Genomic DNA, 18,746 nt, shown 5'->3' on the forward strand with positions numbered 1-18,746 from the left:
TTTGACGGCCATCATGAAAATAACGTGCCGGATTCACGTGGTGCTGGCGTTGACGGCCGCACAGTGCGCCCATTCGTCAAGCGAAACCGGGGAGTTTTCGCGCTGACGGACAGGCAGGCGCGCGCAGTTCCTGCAGCGCTTGCACGTGAAAGTGTGACTGTTTTTCAAGGTTGATACCGCAGGTCTTGTTCCCGGGTGGAGCAGGGCAGGACGACATCACCTCCAAAAAACCTGCCTGCTGTGCCACCGGTCATTTCATGGAGATTTACCGATGAACCGCATTTACCGTCTGGTTTTCAACCGTGCCCTGGGTGTGATGCAGGTGGCCTCGGAAATCACCCAGAATCCGACGGGAGGCGGTAAATCGGCAGGACGACACCTGCCGGGCTTGAAGGCGCATCGGCTGGCGCTGGCATTGGCCGCTACTTTGGCCAGTGGGTCGGCGTTTGCGGCATGCACCACGGCCGGTGCGGTGATTACCTGCGATGGCGCGACGGACCAGAACAATCTTTCCAGTACCGCCAATGGCGTGACCCTGAACATCGCCACCGGCGCGGTGCTGAGCGTGCCGCTCATCGTCGGCGGCAACGCAGTGACGCTGACCGGCAACGGGATCACTGTGAACAACGCAGGCTCGATTGATCCCACTCTCAACGGAGGTATCAGTCTGGCTGCCTCTGGCATGGTGCTGGGCAACAACACCGCCGGTGGCAACACGATCAACGTCACCAACCAGGCGGGCGGCAGCATCAAGGGCCTGGTCAACATCGGCTCGATTCTGGGCCTGGGCGGGCAGGCGCTGATCACCGAGAACGCTGCTGGCGGGGTAACCAACATCACCAACAACGGCACCGTGGGCATGTCCATTCTCGGAGCGGGCCTGCTGACCACCGCCGATGCTGCGGCGATCGTCACCTACGGCGGTGCCCGGGCGAACCTCGTCAATACCAGCACCATCACCGGGCGCATCGGGTTGGGTAGCTCAGCTGCTGGCAACACCGTGATCAACGCCGGCACCATCACTGGCAGCGTGCATCTGGGCAACTCCACCACGACCGGCAACAGCTTCACTGCAGTGTCCGGCTCCAGCGTGGCGCTGGGGCCGCTGGCGACCGGTATTGCCGGCGTATTCGGTGCTGCAGGCGTGAACCTCGCAGCGGCGGGCATCGTCGATGGCGGTACCGGTACCGGCGACCGCCTGCTCCTGCAGAACAGCGCAACCGGCCCGGGCAGTGGCACTGGCGGTGCGGTGACCACGATCAACTGGTCCGGCTACACCGGATTCGAGAACCTGACCGTCAACAGTGGTACCTGGAATCTGCAAGGTGCCTGGACCGGAACCAGTGCCACGATCAACGATGGCTTGGTCAACTTCAACAACGCGGCGTCATTCGGTACCGGTACCTTCAACGTCAACGGCGGCGCCATCGCGGCATCGGCGGGCGGGCTCACGCTTGCAAATTCCTTTGCGCTCAACACTGGCAGACTGACGTTGGGCGGCACCAACCCCTTCAGCTTGAGTGGTGTGCTGTCCGGTGCTGGCGGCCTGACCGTGACCAACACCGGTGTGGTCACGCTGGGCGGCGCGAACCTGTTCGGTGGTGGCGTCAACCTCAATGCTGGCGGCTTGCTGCTGGGCAACGCAGGTGCGCTGGGCAGCGGCAACCTGACGGTAGGTGGTGCCGCGTCGCTGGATACCAGCGGGGCCTTCAATCTCGCCAACAACATCGTCGTCAACGGTGGTGGCAGTCTGAATCTGGTCGGCACCAATGCGTTGACGTTGAACGGTGCGCTGTCTGGTGCCGGCAACCTGGTGAAGAACGGCGCCGGCACGCTCACCTTGGGCGGTGCAAACACGCTTACCGGCAATGTCTCGATCGCGGGCGGCGCGTTGGCGCTCGGTGCAGGCGGTAGCCTGTCACCGACCGCTGCGATCTCGCTCACGGCGGGCACGTCGCTGGACCTCACTGCCGCAGCCAACCAGACCGTCGGCTCGCTGTCCGGGCTTGGTGGAACGGTCAGCCTGGGCACTCGCACACTTACTCTAGGCGGTCTCGGCAATACCTCCTTCGCCGGCAACTTCACTGGCACTACCGGTGGCCTGGTCAAGGTCGGTACCGGAGTGCAGACACTGTCCGGCAGCAACAGCTTGACCGGTGGTTTTGCCCTGAATGGCGGCGGCCTGCTGCTCGGCAACAACGGTGCATTGGGAACGGGTGTGCTGAGCGTGGGCGGCGAGGTCACGCTGGATGGCACCACCGCAGCGCTCACCCTGGCCAACGACATCACGCTCGGCGCCGGCGGCTCGCTCGCGCTGCAGGGCGGCCAGCCCGTGGTGTTGAACGGGGTGATCTCCGGCGTCGGCAACATTGGCAAGAACGGCGCATCGCTGCTTACCTTGAACGGCACCAACACGTTCAGTGGCGGCCTCGTCGTCAACGGTGGCGGCCTGCTGCTGGGCAACAGCAGTGCGCTCGGTACCGGCCTGCTGGACATCAACAACGCTGCGACGCTGGATACCTCTTCAGCCCTGACCCTGGGCAATGACGTGATCATCGGCGCGGCAGGTTCGTTGAACGTGCTGGGTGGCAACGCGCTGACACTGGGCGGTGCGATTTCCGGTGGTGGCGGCCTGATAAAGAGCGGGGCTTCGACACTGACGCTCAACGGCGCCAATACCTTCACCGGTGGTTTGAACGTTGCTGCCGGCACGGTGGCGCTGGGCAGTGGTGGCAGCCTGGCCGCGACCGGCGCGGTCAGCCTGTCGGGGGCTGGGGCGGCGCTGGATCTTTCCCTGGGTGGTAACCAGACCATCGGTGCACTGTCCGGCGTGGCAGGTTCCACCGTGGCATTGGGCGGCAATACGCTCACCTTTGGTAGTGCGACCGACCAGACCTTCGCTGGAGTGATCAGTGGCGTCGGCGGAGGCCTGGTAAAGAGCGGAAGTGGTGTACAGACGTTGACCGGCGCAAACACCTTCACCGGCGGCGTCGCGCTCAATGCTGGCGGTCTGCTGCTGGGCAACAGCGGTGCACTGGGCACCGGCGCGCTCAGCATCAACGGTGCCGCGACGTTGGACGGCAGCTCTGCGCTGACCCTGGGCAACGCGGTCAACCTCGGTGCCGCGTTGACCCTGGGCGGCAGCAACAACATCACCCTGACCGGCGACATCTCCGGCGTCGGCAGCCTGACCAAGAACGGCGCCTCGCGGTTGACCTTGGACGGCACCAATGGCTTCAGCGGTGGCCTCAACCTCAATGCCGGCAGCGTGCTGCTGGGCAGCAGTGCGGCGGCCGGCACCGGCGCGCTGAACATCGGCGGCAACGTGTCGCTGGACGCGGCGGTTGCGCTGAACCTGAGCAACAACGTGGCCTTGGGTACCGGTGCGATTCTTACGCTCCCCGGCAGCCAGAACATCACGCTGGGCGGCGTGGTGTCCGGCGACGGTGGCCTGGCGAAGAACGGCGCCACGGTGTTGACGCTCAACGGTGCCAATACCTTCGGTGGCGGCCTGAACCTGGCGGGCGGCGGCCTGTTGCTGGGCAACAGTGGAGCGCTGGGAACCGGTGCGCTGAACGTTGCTGCGAACGCTAGCCTGGATAACAGCATTGCGCTTGACCTGACCAATGCGGTCAACCTTGGCGCCGGCTCGGCACTGACGCTGATCGGCAGCAACGCACTCACGCTCGATGGCGTGATTTCCGGCACCGGCAGTCTGGTCAAGAACGGCGCTGGTACGTTGACCCTCGGCAACGCCAACGGCTTCAGTGGCGGCCTGGCGTTGAATGGCGGCAACCTGCAGTTGGGCAACGCCGGCGCTCTGGGAACGGGCGCGCTCAACGTCGGCGGCAATGCAACGCTGGACACTGCCGCCGCCTACACCGTGGGCAACGCGATCAACCTGGCCTCGGGCACGACGCTTGCCCTGCAGGGCAGCAATGCGCTGACGCTCGGCGGCGTGGTGTCCGGCAATGGTGCACTGGTCAAGAACGGTGCAGCCACACTGACCCTGGCCAATGCGAACACCTACGCCGGCAGCACCACGATCAATGCCGGAACCCTGGCGCTTGGCGCAGGCGGCAGCCTGGCTGTCGGGGGTGACGTCACCCTCGGCGGCGCCGGCGCGGGCTTCGATATATCGGCGGCAACCGGCAACCAGACCATCGGCGCGCTGAATGGCGTGGTCGGTTCGACGGTCGGGCTGGGAGGAAACTCGCTGACCTTTGGTACGGCAGCCGATGCGGTGTTCGATGGCGTGATCAGCGGAGGTGGTGGCCTGGTCAAGGTGGGCGCGGGCGTGCAGACGCTGTCCGCTGCCAACACCTTCGGCGGCGGCGTCAGCCTCAATGCCGGTGGCCTGCTGCTCGGCAATGATGCGGCACTGGGCAGTGGTGCGCTGACCGTGGGTGGCGCGGCCACCCTCGACACCAGCCTGGCGGCAACACTGGTCAACAACATCGCCCTCAATGCCGGCCTGACCGTGCTGGGCAGCAACGCGCTGACGCTCAACGGGGTGATCTCCGGCACCGGCAGCCTGACCAAGAATGGTGCTGCCACGCTGACCTTGAACGGCGTGAACACCTATACCGGTGGCACCAACGTCAACGCCGGCACGCTGGCCCTGGGAGCAGGTGCAAGCCTGGCCGCCAGCGGCATCGTCAACCTGGCAACCGGCGCTACGCTGGATCTCTCCGCGGGCAACGGTGCCCAGACCTTCGGCACCCTGACCGGTAGTGGCACGGTCAACCTGGGCGCGAACTCGATCACTGTCGGCGGACCGACCAACGGTGTCTTCAGCGGATCCATCGCCGGCACCGGCGGCCTGATCAAGGAGGGGACCGGTACTGAAACGCTGACCGGTACCAACACCTTCACCGGTGGCACCCTGATCAATGCGGGAACGCTGGCGATCGGTGCCGGTGGCAGCCTGGCGGCAACCGGTGCAGTCACGCTTTCCGCGCCGGGCACCGGCTTCGACATCTCCGCGGCCGGCAACCAGACCATCGGCGCGCTCAACGGCGTCGCTGGCAGCACCGTGGCGCTGGGCGGAAATACGCTGACCTTCGGCGGCGTTGGCAACGGGACCTTCGATGGCGTGATCGGTGGGACCGGCGGGCTGGTCAAGAACGGTACGGGCATCCAGACGTTGGGCGGCGCCAACGTCTTCGGCGGCGGGGTGGCACTCAACGGTGGCGGCCTGGTGGTGGGCAACAATGCCGCGCTGGGTACCGGCGCGCTGACCGTGGGCGCCAACGCATCGCTGGACAGCAGCATCGCTGCGAACCTCGGCAACGACATCGGCCTGCTGGCCGGTGCCACGCTCAACCTGCTTGGCAGCAATGCATTGACGCTGGGCGGGGCGGTCACCGGCGATGGTGGCCTGATCAAGAACGGCGCGGCGACGGTCACCCTGACCGGCAGCAACACCTTCACCGGCGGCACGGTCATCAACAGCGGCACGCTGGCGATCGGGGCGGGCGGCAGCCTGTCGCCGACCGGCGCGGTGAACCTGGCCGGTACCGGCACCTTCGACATCTCCGCCGGCGGCAACCAGAGCATCGGTTCGCTGGCGGGCGTGGCCGGCAGCACGGTGTCGTTGGGGGGCAACAGCCTGACGCTGGGAGGTACCACCGACGCGACCTTCAACGGTGCCCTGACCGGCAGCGGTGGGCTGGTCAAGAATGGCAGCGGCGTGCAGACCCTCAACGGTGCCAGCACGTTTGGTGGCGGCGTCACCCTCAATGCCGGCGGCCTGGTGGTGGGCAACAACGCTGCGCTGGGAACCGGCACGCTGACCGTTGGGGGCGCTTCCACGCTCGATTCCAGCGGTGCGGTGACCTTGGCCAACAACATGGTGCTCAACGCCGGCCTGACCGTACTTGGCAGCAACGATCTCACCCTCAACGGCAATCTGTCGGGGGCCGGCAGCTTGACCAAGGACGGCGTTGCTACCCTCACGTTGAACGGCACCAACACCTATACCGGCGGCACCTACATCAACGCTGGCACGCTCGCGCTCGGTGCCGGTGCCAGCCTCAGCGCAGGCGGTATCGTCAATCTGGCCACGGGTGCCACCTTCGATCTTTCGGCCGGCAGCGGCACGCAGGTATTCGGCACGCTGATCGGCAATGGCACGGTCAACCTCGGCGCGAACACGTTGACCATCGGCGATGCCACCAATGGTGTGTTCAGTGGTTCGATCGGCGGCACCGGTGGACTGATCAAGGAGGGCACCGGTACCGAAACATTGACCGGCACCAACACTTTCACGGGCGGCACCACCATCAACGCCGGCACGCTGGCGATCGGCGCCGGTGGCAGCCTGGCCGCAACCGGCGCAGTGAACCTGGCCAACGCCGGTACAGGTTTTGACATCTCCAGCGGTGGCAACCAGGCCATCGGTACATTGTCCGGCGTCGCCGGCAGCACGATCAGCCTTGGCGGCAACACACTGACCACCAACGCAGCGGGCAACAGCACCTTTGCCGGGGACATCAGTGGCGCCGGTGGCCTGGTCAAGAACGGTGCCGGCGTGCTCGGCCTGACCGGCAGCAACACCTTCGGTGGCGGAGTGGCGCTCAATGCCGGTGGTCTGTCGCTGGGCAGCAGTGGTGCCCTGGGCACCGGCACGCTGACCGTAGGCGGTGACGCCACGCTGGACGGCAGTGTGCCGCTGACCCTGGCCAACAACATGCAGCTGGCAAGCGGCACGTTGACCCTGCTGGGGGGCACGCCGCTGACGCTGGACGGTGACATCGCCGGCAGTGGCAGCCTGCTCAAGGATGGTGCGGCGACGGTGACCCTGGGCGGCGCCAGCAGCTACACCGGCACCACGACGATCAACAGCGGCACCCTGGCGGTCGCCGCCGGTGGCAGCCTGTCCTCGGCCAGCACGGTGAACCTGGCCGGCGCCGGAACGCTGGACATCAGTGCGGCCGGCAACCAGGCCATTGGTGGCCTGGCCGGTGTTGCCAGCGGCAACGTGGTGCTCGGCGGTTCCACCCTGACCACCGGCGGCAGCAATGCCAGCACCACCTTCGGTGGCACCATCGGTGGCAGCGGTGGCCTGGTGCAGACTGGCACCGGCACGTTGACCCTGACCGGCAACAACACCTACACCGGTGGAACCACCATCAACGGTGGCAGCACCTTGCAGATCGGCAATGGCGGCGCGACCGGTGCGATCGTCGGCGACGTGACCAACAACGGCGCGCTGGTGGTCAACCTGTTGGGCAACACGACACTCGGTGGCACCGTCAGCGGCAGCGGTGGCCTGACCCAGGCCGGCAGCGGCACGCTGACGCTGACCGGCAACAATACCTATACCGGCGGCACCACCATCAATACCGGTGGCACCCTGCAGGTGGGCAATGGTGGTGCAACGGGGTCGATCATCGGCGACGTCGGCAACAACGGCAGCCTGGTGTTCAACGTGGGTGGCAACACTACGCTCGCGGGCGTGGTCAGCGGCAGCGGCGGTCTGACCCAGGCCGGTGCCGGCACGCTGACCCTGACCGGCAACAACACCTATACCGGCGGTACCACCATCAACACCGGCGGTACGCTGCAGGTGGGCAATGGTGGCGCCACGGGTGCGATCACCGGCAACGTCAGCAACAACGGCAGCCTGGTGTTCAACGTCGGCGGCAATGCCACGCTTGGTGGCGTGGTCAGTGGCAGCGGCGGGTTGACCCAGGCCGGCAGCGGCACGCTGGTCCTTACCGGCAACAACACCTATACCGGTGGCACCACGATCAACACCGGCGGTACCGTGCAGATCGGCAACGGCGGCGCCAGCGGCACGGTCACCGGCAACATCACCAACAACGGTGGCCTGGTGGTCAACACCGGCAGCACCACCACGCTGGGTGGCAGCATCAGTGGCGCGGGCAGCATCGTGCAGGCCGGCCCTGGCCTGCTCAACCTGGGCGGCAACAGTGGCGGATTCACCGGTACCGGTCAGGTCACCGGTGGTGGCCTGAATGTCACCGGCACCGTCGGTGGCCAATGGACCATCGGCAGCGGCACCACGTTGTCGGGTACCGGCACCATCGGCGGCAGCGCTGGCGGCGTCACCGTGAGCAGCGGCGGTGTGCTGTCGCCGGGCAACGGCCCGGGCAATGGCAGCAGTGGCGGCAACGGTACGGGCGCGATCACCGTGGGCGGCAACCTGAACCTGGCACCGGGCAGCACGCTGTCGGTCGATCTGGGCGCCACCGGCAGTGATGTGGTGCAGGTAGGCGGCAGCGCGAACATCGGCGGAGCATCGGTGGTGGTCAATGCCATCGACCCGAACACCAGCTACCAGCAGGGCCAGCAGTACACGATCATCAACGCAGGCGGCGGCGTCAGCGGGCAGTTCGTGCCGCCCACCACCACCTCGGCGTTCCTCTCACTGACCCCGGTCTACACAGCGAATGCCGCGCAGCTGAAGATCGATGTGAAGCAGACAGCGGCCTTCGTCACGGCTGCGCAGACCCGCAACCAGCTGGGCGTGGCATCGGCGCTGGACAGCCTGCCGCAGACCGGCGCGGCGCTGGGCCTGTACAACACGCTGCTGGCCTACGACACCGCCACCGCGCGCAACGCGTTCAACCAGCTCTCCGGTGAAGTGCATGCGGCCAGCCGTGCAGTGCTGCTGTACGACAACTACCTGGAAGAGGGCATCCGCCAGCGTCTTGGCAGCGAGCTGCCGACGGTGCGTGGCGAGCGTGCTTCGGCATGGCTGGCGGGTAGCGGCAAGGTGTTCAAGCAGGACGGCGATGGCAACGGTGACGAGATCCGTGCCAACCGCAATGCACTGATGGCCGGCGTCGATTGGAAGCTCGGCGAGCATGTGGTGCTGGGGGCGGCGGCGGGCAGCGAGCGGCTGGATACGCGGCTGTACGATCGCCAGTCGCGTGCACGCCTGCGTGGCAACACCTATGGACTGTATGCGCAGGGCGAGTGGAACAACGGATTTGCGATCGGTGGCAGTGTGTCGCGCGGCGATTACCGCACGCGCACCACGCGTGAAGTGCCGCTGCTGGCACAGACGCTGCACAGCCGCCAGGATTCGGATGTCACCATCGCCCAGATCGAAGGCAGCTGGACCTGGACCCATGGCAGGACGCAACTGCAACCGTATGTGCAGTTCACCAAACACTGGGTGGACAGCGATCGCGCGGTGGAGCAGGGCGGCAGCGCGGCGCTGGTACTGGAGGGCGGCAAGGACACGCTCAATGTCAGCACCGTCGGCGTACGCGGCCGCTGGGATGTGGGCAGCGGCGAGCGCTATCCGGCACAGCTGACGGTTGGGCTGGGCTGGCAGCATGCGTCCGGTGACACCGACGTGGCCAGCCGGCAGAGCTTCGCCGTCGGTGGCAATGCGTTCGATGCCTACAGTGCCGTGATGGCGCGCAACGCACTGGTCAGCCAGGTCGGTGTGGCCGTCGGCCTGGGACGCAGCAGCCAGCTGTCGCTGTTCGTGCAGGGCCAGCATGGCGACGGTCGCAACGATATCGGTGGCCAGTTGAACCTGCGCGTCGGGTTCTGAGCCAGCGCGTGTCTTCGACGGATCCACGCCATGCGTGGATCCGTCGAGAGCCGGGTTACAGCACGCGCTGCATCTCCACGGCGTCGATTCCGGCGCCGTGGCCATCGGCTACCACGCGTACCACCTGGAAGCCGAGGCCGGCATAGAAGCCCTGCGTGTGCTGGCTGGTGCTGAGCGTAATGCGCTGGATGGATGGGTCTGCTTCAGCCTGATGCAAGCGGGCCACTGCCAGCGCGCGTCCCAGCCCCTGTCTGTGGCGACTTCGTGCCTCAGCACAAGCTGGCGCTGCCATCGCCGCAGTGCCAGAGGCCGCCGCAGGCCACCACCAAGCACTCGACCTCGATCACCTGGAAGGCGCGCTGCACGGCATGTTCGTGCAGGAAGCGCTCGAAGCCGGTGCGAAGTAGGTGGGCACGTTGCTGTCGAAGATCGACAGGCAGGCGGTGAGGTCGGTGCAGCGGTAGGGGCGGGGTGTCATGAATGACTGTCATCGTGGTGGCGGGCACATTGTGCGCGAGGTCCGGACCATTGATGTCCGAACATGGCGAGCCCGGAAACCGGTCCGGACGCAGACTGCGGGTCCCCGTCATCAGGAGGTTCCATGTCCAACGTTCACCAGAACTTCGTTCAACTCCATCAACGCGCTGGTCTTTATGTGCTGCCCAACGTATGGGATGCCGGTGGCGCCCGCCTGGTCCAGCAGCTGGGAGCTGTCGCGGTGGGAACATCGAGTGCTGCCATGGCGTGGTCCTGCGGTTATGCCGATGGCGGTGCGCTGCCGGATACCGCGCTGCTGCAGCGGGTTTCAGAAATTGTTGGTGTGACCTCGCTGCCGGTCACGGTCGATATCGAGGACGGTTACAGCGATGTCCCCGATGCGGTCGCTGAGCGGGTGCTGCGCCTGGTGGAGGCGGGTGCAGTAGGGATCAACATCGAAGACGGTGCCGGCAGCCCTGCGGCGCTGGTGGGCAAGATCACCGCCATCCGTTCGGCGCTGGGCGGACGATCGCTGTTCATCAATGCGCGCACCGATGTGTATCTGCGCGGCCTGGCTGATGAGGATGAGGCGGTCAGGATGAGCATCGATCGGCTGCAGGCCTATGCACGTGCCGGTGCCGACGGCGGCTTCGTGCCCGGACTTCGCGCGCTGGACGAGGCTGCTGCAGTTGCCAGCGGCGTGTCGCTGCCTCTCAACCTGATGTGGCTGCCAGGGATGGCGCCGTTCGCTGTGCTGTCGCAGGCCGGTGTGCGGCGGCTCAGCGCTGGCCCGGCCTTGTTCATGCATGCATGGGCGGCGATGGCTGCGGCGACCACGGATTTTCTCGGCGGTGTGATGGCGATGCCCGAGGGCGCACCAGGCTATGCGGCCTTGAACCAGCTGTTCAGCGACAGGTGAGGGCGCCAAGGCGGTGCGCGCCGACAGGCTCGACCACGGGCGGGTAGTCGATGCGACCGGGCCGAGGCATCCACGCATGGCGTGGATCTACTGCCGTAGCTGGAGGAACAAGCCCCTCTGTTGAGGGGCTGCCCCGACAGGGGCGGGGAGAGGCCGGCGAAGGGAGGGGCCCGAACGTTGCGCAGCAACGTTTGGGGCGAAGCGTGCGGAACGCGCGTCTCGTCCCCAGCCAGATAAATAAAAAAGGGCTGCTGTCCGGCTCTACCCCTGCGGGCCGTCAAACCCGGGCGGGCGCGCATCCACGCATGGCGTGGATCTACTGCCGTATCTGGGGGAACAAGCCCCTCTGTTGAGGGGCTGCCCCGACAGGGGCGGGGAGAGGCAGGCGAAGGGAGGGGCCCGAACGTTGCGCAGCAACGTTTGGGGCGAAGCGCGCGCAGCGCACTTCGCGTCCCCCGCCAGATAAATAAAAAAGGCCGCCCGAAGGGCAGCCTTTTTTATTTATCTGGCGGAGAGAGGGGGATTCGAACCCCCGAAGCGCGGTTTAGACGCTTACACACTTTCCAGGCGTGCTCCTTCAACCACTCGGACACCTCTCCGGATCCCTGCCATCGGCAAACGCCTCAGCAGGGGCGCAGATTCTAGCGGGCGCAGCGGCAGGACACAAGCACTGGTTTGCAGGGCGAGAGGGCTGGACAGGCGTGGCACAATGGAACATCCGATGGAAGACGGTGGCCTGATGTCCTATCTCGTCCTTGCCCGCAAGTGGCGTCCGAAGCGTTTTGCCGAGCTGGTGGGCCAGGAACACGTGGTCCGTGCGCTCAGCAATGCGCTCGACAGCGGCCGGGTCCACCATGCGTTCCTGTTCACCGGTACCCGCGGCGTGGGCAAGACCACGATCGCGCGCATCTTCGCCAAGTCGCTGAACTGCGAGCAGGGCACCAGTGCCGATCCCTGCGGCCAGTGTGCGGCCTGCCTGGACATCGACGCCGGTCGCTACATCGACCTGCTGGAAATCGATGCCGCGTCCAATACCGGCGTGGACGATGTGCGCGAGGTGATCGAGAACGCCCAGTACATGCCCTCGCGTGGCAAGTACAAGGTGTACCTGATCGACGAGGTGCACATGCTGTCCAAGGCCGCGTTCAATGCGCTGCTGAAGACGCTGGAAGAACCGCCGGAACATGTGAAGTTCCTGCTGGCCACCACCGACCCGCAGAAGCTGCCGGTCACCGTGCTCAGCCGCTGCCTGCAGTTCAACCTCAAACGCCTGGATGAAGATCAGATCCAGGGGCAGATGACCCGCATTCTCGCCGCCGAGGAGATCGAGTCGGATCCGACCGCTATCGTGCAGCTGGCCAAGGCCGCCGACGGCAGCCTGCGTGATGGCCTGTCGCTGCTCGACCAGGCCATTGCCTATGCCGGCGGTGCGCTGCGTGAGGACGTGGTGCGCACCATGCTGGGCACGGTCGACCGCACCCAGGTGGCGGCCATGCTCGATGCCCTGGCCGAGGGCGATGGCCCGCGCCTGCTTCAGGTGGTCGCGGCACTGGCCGAGTTCTCGCCGGACTGGAGCGGGGTGCTCGATGCGCTGGCCGAGGGCCTGCACCGCATCCAGGTGCAGCAACTGGTGCCGGGCGCGTCCGCCGCTGCCGAGGGACTGGATGCCAGCGTGTTTGCTGAACGCCTGCGCCCGGAAGTGGTCCAGCTCTGGTATCAGATGGCCCTGAATGGTCGTCGCGATCTGCCATTGGCGCCCAGCCCGCGCGCCGGCTTTGAAATGGCCGTGCTGCGCATGCTGGCGTTCCGCCCTGCGGCTGCCGTGCCGTCGGTGCCGCGTACTCCGGAATCCTCCGGTGGCAGCGCACCGACCGGTACGGGCCAGACCGGGGGCGGCCTTGCTGGCAGCCACGAAGGAGCTGCACCGGCCGCTGCTGCGGCGCCAGAAGCCGCAGCGGTCACCCAGGCAATTGCGGCACCCGTGTTGGCGGAGGCGACCGCGCAGACGCCGAACCCGGCGCCACAGCGCGAACCCGAGCCGGAGCCCGAGCCGACCCCGGAACCAGATCCGACCCCGGATCCTGAACCGGCTCCGGTCGAGGAACCCGGATCCCCGCTGCCGATGAAGGCGCAGTTGGCTCCCGAGGCGGCCACGCCCAAGGCACCTGCCGAGGCAGATGACCTGCCGCCGTGGGCGACCGACGCGGCTGGCGCGCGCGATGAAGCGCTGGCGGCCGAGGTGGCAACGCCCGACGCGGCCATGGTCGCGCCGTGGCACGAGCCGCCGGCGCCGGCTTCACCGCCGGTTGCAGAGGCTGTTGCCGCGCCGGAGCGTTCGTTCCGTGCCGAGGGTATCGACATCGCCCCGGCACCGGTTGCGGCAAAGGAAAAAGCCTCGCCGGCAGGCAGTGTCAGTGACCTGGCCTGTGCCGAAGACTGGCTCGACCTGATCGCCAACAGTGGCCTCAGCGGTCCGTCGCGACAGCTTGCGGCCAATGCGGCCTTCATCAGTTGCCAGCATGGGGTCTTGAAACTGGGCCTTTCGCCCGGATTTGAATACCTGCGCTCCGAGCGCGCGCTGGCAGCGTTGGGCGAGGTGCTGGAAAAGTCCCTTGGCCACGCGCTGAAGATCGTGGTCGAAACCGTGGAAACCGAGCAGGTCCCGGCGGAGACCCTGCACCAGCGCGCCGACCGCCAGCGTGGCGAGCGGCAGCAGGCTGCCGAGGCCATTTTCATGGACGACCCGGAAGTCCAGCTGCTGATCCAGCAGCACGGCGCCCGGGTTGTTTCCGATTCCATCCGTTCTTTTGACGAGTAAGACGACATGCGCGGCAATATCGCCCAACTGATGCAGCAGGCCCAGAAGATGCAGGAAAACCTGCAGAAGGCCCAGGAAGAAATCGCCAAGATCGAAGTGACCGGCAGCGCCGGTGGCGGCATGGTCAGCGTTACCCTGACCGGCGCCAAGGAGTGCCGCAAGGTACGCATCGATCCGTCGCTGGCCAGTGATCCGGAAATGCTGGAAGACCTGATCGCCGCCGCCTTCAACGACGCATCGAACAAGATCGACGCCGAGTCGAAGTCGAAGATGGGTTCGGCCACTGCCGGCATGCAGCTGCCGCCGGGCATGAAGATGCCGTTCTGATGTCCGGTCTGGCACCCGCACTGCCGGGTGCCATGCACTGTGTAGCGTCGAGCGTGCTCGATTGCCCGCAATTTCCAGTCGAGCACGCTCGGCTCCACAGAACACGCCGCCGTGTCCGCACCCCTGCTTGAACAACTGATCGATGCACTGCGGGTGTTGCCTGGCGTAGGCCAGAAGACGGCGCAGCGCATGGCTTACCACCTGCTCGAACGCGAGCGCGAAGGTGGCAAACGCCTTGCCGAGACGCTGGCGCAGGCGGTTGAACGCATCGGTCACTGTGCGCAGTGCCGCGACTTCAGCGAAACCGAGCTGTGCCCGACCTGCGCCAATGGCAGCCGCGAGCGCAGCCAGCTGTGCGTGGTGGAATCGCCGGCTGACCGCCTGGCGATCGAGAACGCCACCGGCTATCGCGGCGTTTACTTCGTGCTGCAGGGGCGCCTGTCGCCGCTGGATGGCATCGGCCCGCGCGAGCTGGGTCTGGAGCAGCTGGAACAGCGCCTGGCCGAGGCGGAGGTGCAGGAACTGATCATTGCCACCAGCGCCACCGTCGAAGGCGAAGCTACCGCGCACTATCTCGCGCAGCTGGCGCGTGCCCGCCAGGTGCGGCCGAGTCGACTGGCCCAGGGCCTGCCCCTCGGTGGTGAGCTGGAGTACGTCGATCGCGGCACGCTGTCGCACGCGTTCGGCACCCGCAGCGAAGTGCGCGATTGAGTCGATGCCGGGCATGCCCCGGCGTTACCGGCCTACAATGCGGAAAACACCCCGCCGAGGCCGACCATGAGCAGCGAAACCCTCTTCAGCAAGATCATCCGTCGCGAGATCCCGGCCACCATCGTCTATGAAGACGACGACGTGCTGGCGTTCAAGGACATCGCACCGCAGGCGCCGGTGCACGTGCTGTTCATTCCGAAGAACGAGATCATTCCGACCCTGGATGACCTGCAGCCGTCGCAGGCGCACCTGATCGGCAAGCTGGCGCTGGCCGCCGCCGAGTACGCGCGTCGGGAAGGTTTCGCGCAGGACGGCTACCGCATCGTGATGAACTGCCGCGAAGATGCCGGGCAGACCGTGTTCCATATCCACATGCATCTGCTGGCTGGCGCGCCGCTGGGCCACTTCGGTACGCCAGGGCGTTGAGGCGGCCATCCACGCATGGCGTGGATCTACTGTTGTTGGTGCGCTGTCGATCCACGCCTGGCGTGGATGAAAAAAGGCCGCCCGATGGGCGGCCTTGTGCATCATGCGTACCGGGCCTGGACTACCACCAGCCCCAGCCGCGGTAACCGCCCCAGTACGGGCCATACGGGCCCGGGCCCCACGGTCCGTAGGGGTAGGGCACCACATCGACCTGGCGCTGCTCCGGCCACAGGTAGATCACGTCGGCAGACAGCTTCGGCAGCCGGTAGTCGTAATCGCCGATACGGGTGTTGGCGTAGCCATCGATCTTGCCGATGAAGGTCACGTCGCGGCCGGCTTCGAACACGGCCGGATCGTAGAAGCCGGCGCGGCAGGCGATGAAGCGGCCGTCGCTGGCATCGGAAGAGGTGGTGTTCGGGCGGCCACTGCCGTTGAGCGGGCGCGAGATGATCTGGAAACAGGTCTCGCCCTGGCCGGGCTTGGTTTCGATGATCCGGCCACCCCAGCGCACCGGCGTGCCGACCTGCTGGGTGGCAACCGAGTCGCGCGGGGAAACCAGGCTGAACTGTCCCTGCAGCGGCTTGGGGGCCGTGGCGCAGGCCGACAAGGCCAGGGCGGCCACGGCGGTGAGGAGGAACTTGGTATTCATGGGGAGGCTCCGGAAGTCGGGCGATGCCTGCGCAGGTCCCGCAATAATGGGGCGAGCTCGGTACAAGTGCCAGCGTAGCGTGCATCAGCGAAACGCTGGCTGAGTGTGATGAGGGCCGGGTCGGGGCACTGTGCGTGGACCCGGCGGGCCCAGTGCAGGGCCGGTTCGTGCGGTTCGCGGCCCAGACCCAGCCGCGCATAGCGCTGCCCCAGCCGGTGCCAGGCGCGCAGCAGCGGGTCACGCTCGCGTTCGCCACGGGCCAGCAGCCACGCCATCCACGCCAGCGCCAGCAACGCGGCCATCACGAAGCCGGCCAGCAGCTGTCCAGGGCCGAGGTCGTCCAGCCCGAACGGTTGCAGCAACTGCTGCTGGCGGCGCGCGTCGAAGGACAGCACCAGTTCGTTCCAGCCCTTGCGCATCCAGTCGCCGACCTGGCCCAGCTGCAGCCAGCGGTGCTGCAGGCCGGTATCGGCCCCGGCCTGCAGGCGATCGTCGAGCGTGTCCAGGATGCGCTCGGGTGCTACTGCCGCTGTCGGATCGATGCGTACCCAGCCGCGTTGCGGCAGCCACACCTCAGCCCAGGCGTGGGCGTCCATCCGCCGCAGCACCCAGTAGTCGCCGATCCGGTTGCGCGTGCCGCCGGCGAACCCGGTGACCACCCGCGCGGGAATGCCGGCATTGCGCATCAGCACCACGAAGGCAGAGCTGAAATGCTGGCAGTAGYCGGCCTTGTAGTCGAACAGGAATGCATCGACCGGATCGCGCCCGGGGGCCGGTGTTGCCAGCGTGTACGAGAAGTCCGCGGTGATCCACGCCAGGGCGCGACGGACCACGGCGGCGTCATCGGTGCCCGCCTCCTGCCGCCACTGTCGGGCCAGGCTTGCCGTGCGTGGATTGAAGCCTTCCGGCAACTGCAGCGCAGCGCGACGCTGGTACGACGACAGCGTGGCATCGAAGCGCTGCGGCGGAGCCGAGTGCAGGCGCCACCGGCTCAGTGCGGACAATGCGCGGTCGCTGCTCAGGCTCAGGGCTGCATCCAGCCGGCTGCCCTCTGGTGCGGCAGTAGGGAGATCCAGCGCGACCAGCTGGCGACGGTCGGTGGGTTCGTAATCGATCTGATAGTCCCAGCCCTCCGTGCCGTGTTCCACGATGGCTGGCGGCAGACCTTCGGTACGGCGGTCGCGTCGCCAGACATGCCCATCGAACTGGGTCAGTACCGGCCCGCGCCAGTAGCGCTGTGCCGGCGCTGGAACCGCGCCGAAGAACTGCGCCCGCAGGGCCGGGGTGTCGTCGGCCATCAGGTCCAGCCACTTGTCCGGCTCCATCGTGTCCGACAGCCCCGGTGTGCCGACGGCGCGTTCGGGAATGCCCCACAGCGGCGTGGCCAACCGCGGGAACAGCCAGAAGCAGGCCAGCGCCAGCGGCAGGCCGATCAGCAGCAGGCGACCGACACCGCGCAACTGCGTGGTCAGCGGCGGCGGCGCACTGCGGCCTTCACCCTGCGCCAGGCGCTGCAGCGCAATCAGGGCGCTGACGCCGGCCAGCACCGCGAGCACGGTGGTCAGCGGCCCTTGGTCGAGCAGGAAGGCAGCAAACGGTGAAAACAGGGCAAAGCCGAGCAGGCTGCGTGCATCGCGCAGGGTACGCAGCTCGCTGGACTTGATGGCCAGCATCGCCGCCAGCAGCGCGCAACCGGTATCCCGGCCGGGGCGCACCGCCCCCATCTGCCAGACGATGGCAGCAAGCATGCCCAGCACCAGCAGTACCCGCACCGGCATCGGCAGCACGCCGCGCTGTGACAGTGCTGCGGTGACGAGCGCCGCCACGGCGATCAACGTGGCCAATGCGGTGGGCAGCTGCAGCAGCAGCGGCAACAAGGCCAGTGCGGCGCTGGCCAGCGTCCACGTGCGGGTGTTGCGGTCCAGCAGCAGGGCAGGCTCAGTCATGGGGAAGCAATGCCAGCGCGCGCAGGCACAGATGGTGGTGGCCGGCGCCCTGGCCGGGGCCGAGCGGTGGCTGCATCGGCAGCAGCAGCGTATAGCGACGGCCTTCGCGCTCGGCGCTGTCCACCCAGCGTGCCAGCCGCGCGATGCGGGCCTCCTGGCCCAAGGGGGCCAGCGCGCGCCAGTCCAGCACGACCTCGATGCCTATCGGTTTTTCATACTCGCGTACCAGCAGCGTGTCGCGGCGCGCCGAGTGTTTCCAGGCAATGCTGCGGGGGGGATCCCCGGCGCGATACGGGCGCAGCTGGTGCAGTTCCTCGCCGTTGGCATGGGCGCGGGTGTGCAGCGGATCGCTGCCCTGCTGCGGCAGCGGCGGTGCCTTCGCTTCGGCCAGCGGGTAGACCAGCAGGGGTTCTTCCGGCCACACCCATGACCACGCCCTGACCAAGCCAAGCGGCTGGGTGCTGGACAGGCGGATGCGAGGCAGCTCCAGCCAGCCACGGCGTTCGCTGGGCACTTCCAGCGCGGCTTCGCCGCGGCCGTGCGCGGGCAGGTCGAGCCACGCTTCGCTGTTCCCCAATTGCAGGTGCAGGCCGTGGCGCGCCCGTGGGTCGCGCAGCGACAGGTCCACGCGCAGGCGCAGCGGTTGCCCGGCCGGCACCGGCTCGGCGGAGATCGCATCGATCTGTACGCCCGACAGCTGCAGGTGTGCGGCGATGGTGCTGGCGATCGCGGCTGCGGTCAGCAGCAGCGCCAGCAACAGGGCCGGATTGTTGTTGTAGTTGAGCGCGCCCAGCAGCATCGCGACCAGCAGGCAGGCCACAAACAGGCCGAAGCGGGTGGGCAGCACATAGATGCGCCGGCGGTCCAGCCGCTGCGGCAACGACTCGGGCGTACGCGGGCGTGCCATCTGCAGCAGTCGCCGGGCATGCGATGCCATC

The 18,746-nt window shown here is 67.0% G+C and carries 9 protein-coding genes, 1 tRNA gene and 1 pseudogene; 6 read left to right on the plus strand and 5 right to left on the minus strand.

Annotated features, from left to right (window positions below):
• Positions 1–271 precede the first annotated feature (271 nt).
• Complete coding sequence (locus AC1DCU_RS09675) at positions 272–9,535, plus strand: autotransporter-associated beta strand repeat-containing protein (RefSeq protein ID WP_478013609.1); 9,264 nt, start codon at positions 272–274, stop codon at positions 9,533–9,535.
• Positions 9,536–9,590: 55 nt separating this feature from the next.
• On the opposite strand, the pseudogene AC1DCU_RS09680 reads toward AC1DCU_RS09675, so the two are convergent.
• Positions 9,591–10,013 (minus strand): annotated as a pseudogene (locus AC1DCU_RS09680) (GNAT family N-acetyltransferase).
• Between the two features lie 123 nt (positions 10,014–10,136).
• Here AC1DCU_RS09680 and AC1DCU_RS09685 point away from each other — a divergent pair.
• Complete coding sequence (locus AC1DCU_RS09685) at positions 10,137–10,931, plus strand: isocitrate lyase/PEP mutase family protein (RefSeq protein WP_442251302.1); 795 nt, start codon at positions 10,137–10,139, stop codon at positions 10,929–10,931.
• 506 nt (positions 10,932–11,437) lie between these two features.
• On the opposite strand, the gene AC1DCU_RS09690 is transcribed toward AC1DCU_RS09685, so the two are convergent.
• Positions 11,438–11,530: transfer RNA gene (locus AC1DCU_RS09690), tRNA-Ser, on the minus strand.
• A 122-nt stretch (positions 11,531–11,652) separates the two neighbouring features.
• Here AC1DCU_RS09690 and dnaX point away from each other — a divergent pair.
• From dnaX to AC1DCU_RS09710, 4 genes are all read left to right on the plus strand, one after another.
• Positions 11,653–13,749 carry a DNA polymerase III subunit gamma/tau gene (gene dnaX / locus AC1DCU_RS09695; protein WP_478013615.1) on the plus strand — a complete coding sequence of 699 codons (2,097 nt, stop codon included), beginning with the start codon at positions 11,653–11,655 and terminating at the stop codon, positions 13,747–13,749.
• A gap of 6 nt (positions 13,750–13,755) precedes the next feature.
• Positions 13,756–14,076, plus strand: a complete 321-nt coding sequence (locus AC1DCU_RS09700) for a YbaB/EbfC family nucleoid-associated protein (RefSeq protein WP_025879376.1) — start codon at positions 13,756–13,758, stop codon at positions 14,074–14,076.
• Positions 14,077–14,187: 111 nt separating this feature from the next.
• Positions 14,188–14,787, plus strand: a complete 600-nt coding sequence (gene recR / locus AC1DCU_RS09705; RefSeq protein WP_025879377.1) for a recombination mediator RecR — start codon at positions 14,188–14,190, stop codon at positions 14,785–14,787.
• Positions 14,788–14,853: 66 nt separating this feature from the next.
• Positions 14,854–15,213, plus strand: coding sequence for a histidine triad nucleotide-binding protein (locus tag AC1DCU_RS09710; RefSeq protein WP_032977365.1), 360 nt, complete (start codon positions 14,854–14,856; stop codon positions 15,211–15,213).
• Positions 15,214–15,334: 121 nt separating this feature from the next.
• Here the strand turns inward: AC1DCU_RS09710 and AC1DCU_RS09715 are convergent, their stop codons facing one another.
• Genes AC1DCU_RS09715 through AC1DCU_RS09725 form a run of 3 tightly spaced genes read right to left on the minus strand, consistent with a single transcriptional unit; the run spans position 15,335 to position 18,745 of the window.
• Positions 15,335–15,862, minus strand: coding sequence for a Slp family lipoprotein (locus AC1DCU_RS09715; RefSeq protein ID WP_025879379.1), 528 nt, complete (start codon positions 15,860–15,862; stop codon positions 15,335–15,337).
• On the minus strand, positions 15,859–17,808 hold the full coding sequence (locus tag AC1DCU_RS09720) for a transglutaminase TgpA family protein (RefSeq protein WP_478014160.1): 1,950 nt from the start codon (positions 17,806–17,808) through the stop codon (positions 15,859–15,861). The genes AC1DCU_RS09715 and AC1DCU_RS09720 overlap by 4 nt, the downstream gene beginning before the upstream one ends.
• Positions 17,801–18,745: a DUF58 domain-containing protein gene (locus AC1DCU_RS09725; RefSeq protein WP_032977361.1), complete on the minus strand. Its 945-nt coding sequence runs from the start codon at positions 18,743–18,745 to the stop codon at positions 17,801–17,803. Before AC1DCU_RS09725 ends, AC1DCU_RS09720 begins: the two co-directional genes overlap by 8 nt.
• Position 18,746 lies beyond the last annotated feature (1 nt).

The sequence above is a fragment of the Stenotrophomonas sp. 10L48 genome, assembly GCF_056395105.1.